Origin of the sequence: Rhizobium sp. NLR10b (assembly GCF_019685435.1) — a bacterium.
In the GTDB taxonomy this organism is placed as follows: Bacteria; Pseudomonadota; Alphaproteobacteria; order Rhizobiales; family Rhizobiaceae; genus Rhizobium.
The window spans coordinates 1-4659 of sequence record NZ_JABDWV010000044.1 but is presented as its reverse complement, the minus strand read 5'-3'; the positions used below and the strand labels follow the sequence as shown (position 1 = coordinate 4659).

The 4659-nt window shown below is 59.2% G+C and carries 7 protein-coding genes and 1 pseudogene; 4 read left to right on the top strand and 4 right to left on the bottom strand.

What is annotated here, in order from left to right:
• The first annotated feature begins 210 nt into the window (after positions 1-210).
• On the top strand, positions 211-714 hold the full coding sequence (locus HJB91_RS30320) for a hypothetical protein (protein WP_259670006.1): 504 nt from the start codon (positions 211-213) through the stop codon (positions 712-714).
• Between the two features lie 240 nt (positions 715-954).
• On the opposite strand, the gene HJB91_RS31205 is transcribed toward HJB91_RS30320, so the two are convergent.
• The 3 genes from HJB91_RS31205 to HJB91_RS31325 all read right to left on the bottom strand — a co-directional run bounded on the left by HJB91_RS31205 (position 955) and on the right by HJB91_RS31325 (position 1722).
• Complete coding sequence (locus HJB91_RS31205; protein ID WP_311044455.1) at positions 955-1233, bottom strand: hypothetical protein; 279 nt, start codon at positions 1231-1233, stop codon at positions 955-957.
• The gene (locus HJB91_RS31200; RefSeq protein ID WP_311044454.1) at positions 1230-1382 is read right to left on the bottom strand and encodes a hypothetical protein; all 153 of its coding nucleotides are present in this window, start codon (positions 1380-1382) and stop codon (positions 1230-1232) included. The genes HJB91_RS31205 and HJB91_RS31200 overlap by 4 nt, the downstream gene beginning before the upstream one ends.
• Before the next feature lie 169 nt (positions 1383-1551).
• Entirely contained in the window at positions 1552-1722 is a 171-nt protein-coding gene (locus HJB91_RS31325) for a DUF5372 family protein (protein WP_221156949.1), read from the bottom strand.
• Between the two features lie 22 nt (positions 1723-1744).
• On the opposite strand from HJB91_RS31325, the gene tnpB reads away from it, so the two are divergent.
• Positions 1745-1918 (top strand): IS66 family insertion sequence element accessory protein TnpB, encoded by a 174-nt coding sequence (gene tnpB, locus HJB91_RS31320; RefSeq protein ID WP_221156947.1) that lies wholly within the window; start codon positions 1745-1747, stop codon positions 1916-1918.
• A gap of 52 nt (positions 1919-1970) precedes the next feature.
• A pseudogene (gene tnpC, locus HJB91_RS31195) lies at positions 1971-2967 on the top strand (IS66 family transposase); the annotation flags it as partial.
• A gap of 222 nt (positions 2968-3189) precedes the next feature.
• On the opposite strand, the gene HJB91_RS30295 reads toward tnpC, so the two are convergent.
• Positions 3190-3981: an IS110 family transposase gene (locus HJB91_RS30295; RefSeq protein WP_221156945.1), complete on the bottom strand. Its 792-nt coding sequence runs from the start codon at positions 3979-3981 to the stop codon at positions 3190-3192.
• A 552-nt stretch (positions 3982-4533) separates the two neighbouring features.
• On the opposite strand from HJB91_RS30295, the gene HJB91_RS30290 reads away from it, so the two are divergent.
• The coding region (locus tag HJB91_RS30290) for a LysR family transcriptional regulator (protein WP_221156873.1) at positions 4534-4659 on the top strand (126 nt) is incomplete at its 3' end.

The following is a 4659-nucleotide window of genomic DNA, read 5'->3' as shown; positions in this document are numbered from 1 at the left end:
CGCTTGTAAGGGCGGGTATCGACAACGCTCCCTCCCGAGGCGCCAATCTCCTGCGACACTCCGCGGCGACCAGCATGCTTCGGGCCGGCGCCACGCTGGATATGATCGGGACCGTGCTTCGCCATCGGTCAGTCGATACCACCGCCATTACGCAAAGGTGGACATCGACATGTTGGCCCAGATCGTCCAGCCCTGGCCAGGGAGTGCGTCATGCTGAGCCAAGACCTCGCACGCTATGTAGAACTGCAGCATAGGCTGGGCTTCAAGTTCCGCGTCCAGCACACGCTTTTGAAGAGCTTCGTTGCCTTTGCCGAGCGACACGACGACCGACATGTTCGAGCGGCGCGCGTGCTCGAATGGGCGAGACTTGCACCGTCGCCGCAGCAGCGCCGCAACCGGCTATTGACGGTTCGCCGCTTTGCACTGGCGCTGTCGGCGGAGGATCGGCGTCATGAGATTCCGCCGCCCGCGGACGCTTTGGGCGGCGGAATCTTCGAGCGGCGGCTTCCACACATATACGCCGCCGACGAGATCGCCGCGCTAATGCAGGCGGCTGCCCGCCTGAAGCCATCGGACTCGATAAGACCGCTGATGTACGAGACCCTGTTCGGCTTGCTGGCCGCCACCGGTGTGGGCCAGCAATCGCTTGCGTTCGCGGCTTGGGGTATCCGGATCTTTCCAGAGTTCGTTGAAGTCGGCCGTCATCGCGACTAATCGCTCGTGGACAGCTTTATCGAGGATGAATTGATCGTGCTCTCGGCCACGTTCGCTCTTCGCGGGCATTGGCCAGTGTGCGAAGCTTCTCGTTCCATTCACCTTCAAGCGTGTCGGCGACGAGGCGGTTGCTAGGATCGACCAGCATGAAGCGGCGCTGAGTGCAGCCTTGCGCAATACCTCGTACTGGGGACGCGATGGTTGACGGCTGGATCGGGCATGCCGCCGTCGCGGCAATGTTTACCTGCTGCTTTTTTTTAGAACCCGCTCGATCGATCGGGGATGAAGCTCGATATCGAGTTCCTGGCGGAGCAGCTTGGCAAGTTCCCGGGCGCGTACGGGTTCGCCTGGGGCGAGCTGCGCCTGCAGGAATGCCAGGACGTCGCCATCGACCTTGTGGGGACCGCGAGGGCCCGGCTTTGCCGGCACCAGTCCAGCAATCCCGGCCATGTCGAAGTTCGCCTTGGCCTGGTAGTAGGTCGGCCTGGAAACGCCATATTCGTCGGAGGCCTCCCTCACCGACAATTGTCGACGGAGACGCGACGCAGCATCTCGTATTTGACCTGCACGGCGTCGTGCGGATCGAAGAACTCGCTGCCCCGAAACTTTGGATCGCGCACCGTCAAGGCGATACTTTGGGTTTGTCCGATAGAAATCCCTGCACTCACGGGCGTGATCCTTCATGAAATGACCTCTTGCGGCATAATCCGCTTTACAAATGCGGCATATTTACCCTTACACTTCTGCACGTCAGCGCGTGCCCGATTTGCTGGAAAGGCGCTCCACCAGAGCGGCCAACTCCATCAAGTCGGCGAAACAAGAGCGATCGTCCGTTGCTCATGACGACTTCAGGATCCAGCTCACAAGATCAGTCCATTGCGGAGGAACCGACCAAACGGTGGCGTTCTCGGTCTGCAGCAAAAGCCGTTCACCATGCCGATTTTCGCGCTTGCCGACACACGGCAACTGCCGTGGGTATAGAGGATGAAACGGATGCGTTACCCGCAATAACTGCGTATCTGCGTTGGCAGTGGCTGCATTCTCTTGTGAGTACAAGCGGCTGGAGAAGGCGCAGTTCTGCTGGCCGGATATTCGGGACAGCTTGATGACCTTGGGCCATGCCCAATTCGAGGCGCTGTTTGCGGGGCTCGACTGGCGTCGGGTTCGTGCCGTTGAGGCAAGAGCGCCGACAGCAATCGAATAGGTGCGTCACGATGACTCGGGTGGACCGAGGCGGTATTTGATAAACTTCCACCATGTTGGACGCCGCCGATCTTCCCGACGATGTTGCTGCCTTGAAGGCGACGCTGATCGCCCAAGCGCGTGAAGTCCGCAAAGATGAGCGGATCGAGCGGCTTGAGAAGCTGGTCGCCGCTTTCAAGCAGGCTGCCTTCGGGCGCAAATCCGAGAAGGCCGATCCCGGGCAATTCGATCTCGCACTGGAGGACTTGGAAACGGCCATTGCGACCGTCCATGCCGAAGACGAGGCCGATAGCCCTCCGGGCAAGCAGCATCCCATACCACGCGTCGCCAATCGCGGCTCTCTTCCCGCCCATCTTCCGCTTATCGAGGAGATCATCGAGCCGCAGAGCTTGATCTGCCCCTGCAGTGGAGGTCTGCATTGCATCGGCGAAGATGTGTCCGAGCGGCTGGGATGTCATCCCGGCGCAGTTCCGCGTCATTGTAACCCGTCATCCTAAATATGCCTGCCGTGCTTGCACCGACGGCGTCGCACAGGCTCCGACACCTGCTCAACTGATCCACGCCGGATTGCCTACCGAGGCAACCATCGCGCATGTGCTGGTGTCCAAATATGCCGATCACCTGCCGCTCTATCGGCAGGCCCAGATCATGAGCCGACAGGGCATCGATCTCGACCGCTCCACTCTTGCCGATTGGGTCGGCCGGGCAGCGTTCGAATTACGCCCCGTCTTCGATGCACTGATTGCCGACTTGAAGCGCTCGACCAAGCTGTTCATGGACGAGACCCGTGCCCCGGTGCTCGATCCCGGCTCCCGCAAAACCAAGACCGGCTACTTCTGGGCGCTTGCGCGGGATGATTGTCCTTGGGGGGGCGGTGCTCCGCCAGGCGTCGCCTTTACCTACGCTCCCGGTCGCGGAGGCATTCATGCCGAACGGATATTGCAGGGCTTCTCCGGCATCCTGCAAGTCGCTGGTTATGCCGGATACAACAGGCTGATCGCGCCAGACCGTGTCGGCGCGGACATCAGGCTTGCCCATTGTTGGGACCATCTATGGACGCCCCCGACTTTGCAAGGGAAAAAGCTACTCTGGCGAACCTGCGGCTGCAGTCATCTATTCGGCCTCTAAATCGTGCCGCACCCAATCACGCACCACGAACTCGAAGTTCGATGCGCCCAACGGGCTCTGCTGGTTCCCGGTTAGCCCGGCTTTGCCATCATTTGCCTTCTATCCTCGCAACCACATCGACCCAGTCCGGGTCGAATTCCGCGTTTATGCTGTTCTCATTGTCGCGCCTTCTCCAGGATGCCCATAGGTCCCGCCAAACATCAGCAGCGCCCAAATGATACGCGTCGTTTTGTTTGCAACTGCGACGGCTGCTACGTTAGCCGGGCGACGGTCCCTGAGCTTCGAGAGCCATGTCCAGGAGCGGCCGCGCCAACGCATGATTGAACGGCTACCATGGATCAAGAGTCTTCGGAGATAGCGATCGCCGCGTTTGCTGATCCCGCCAAGATTCTCCTTACCTCCAGTGGAGTGCTGCTTTGGGACAAGCCTGAGCCAGGCGGCAAAATGACGGCCCGATTTGAAGTCAGACGGCTCTCTCAGGGACGACACCAAGGCTGTCGCGGTAACCACACCGACGCCAGGAATTGTCATCAGTCGCCGGCAGGCATCGCTTCCTTTTATGACCCGGATAAGATCCCGATCTATGCGGAATAGCTTCGTCTTCACCTCCCTCAGTTGTTCGACCAGATGACGCAAAGCATGGCGAGCTACGGCCGGTAGCTCATCGAATTGTTCGTCCTCGATCAGTTTGGTCATAAGGCCGATATTGTGCGCGCGGTTCGGGGCAACGATGCCGAATTCGGCAAGATGGCCCCGGATCGAGTTGATGAGTTGGGTCCGCTGACGGATCAACATTTCCCTGACGCGATGAAGTACAAGAACTTCTTGTTGCATCTCTTCCTTGATCGGCACGAAGCGCATCGTCGGTCGCGTGACTGCCTCACAGATCGCTTCGGCATCAGCGGCATCGCTCTTGTTCGTCTTGACGTAGGGCATCGAGAACCTAAAGGAATTCCTCGCCGACATCCGCACCTGGGATGGAGGTGTTCGGCAGTCCTTTCCGACGAGCAATGCGATCGGGAAAAGATCGAGCGCATCATGGCAGACGAGCCAAAATCGTAAGCCCCACGGCCTTCGCCGGATGGATACGACGGTTAGTTGCTTCGTCCAACTCGACCTTGTCGCCATACAATCCACCCCTCCGAACCGATGGCAACTCCAGATCATACTATTTGAAAAATAGAGCCTACTTGTAACTTTTCTTGAGGCAATGTGGGGGGCAATTGTGCACGTAATCCGGCTGCAAAACTGGGGTCAGTTACGCGTCTCGCCTGGCAGCAGATCAAGAGCTGCGCCAGTCCCTGGTACCTCAGCCATGTCAAGGCGGAATATCCGTATCGGAAATGCGGATGCCGGGCGTGCGACTGCCGGTGCTAGACTATTCCGGATATGCCGTCCGGGCGCGGCTTGTGGATCCCCTTGTAGCTCAAGTCCTGCGATCCGGCGCTGACGAGGACGTGCTACGCCAATTCCAAGTGACACTAAACCATGCGTTTTAAAGGCCTTGATCTCAACCTTCTTGTAGCGCTGGACGCTCTAATGACCGAGCGCAAGCTCACAGCAGCGGCACGCAGCATCAACCTCAGCCAACCCGCCATGAGCGCTGCCATCTCC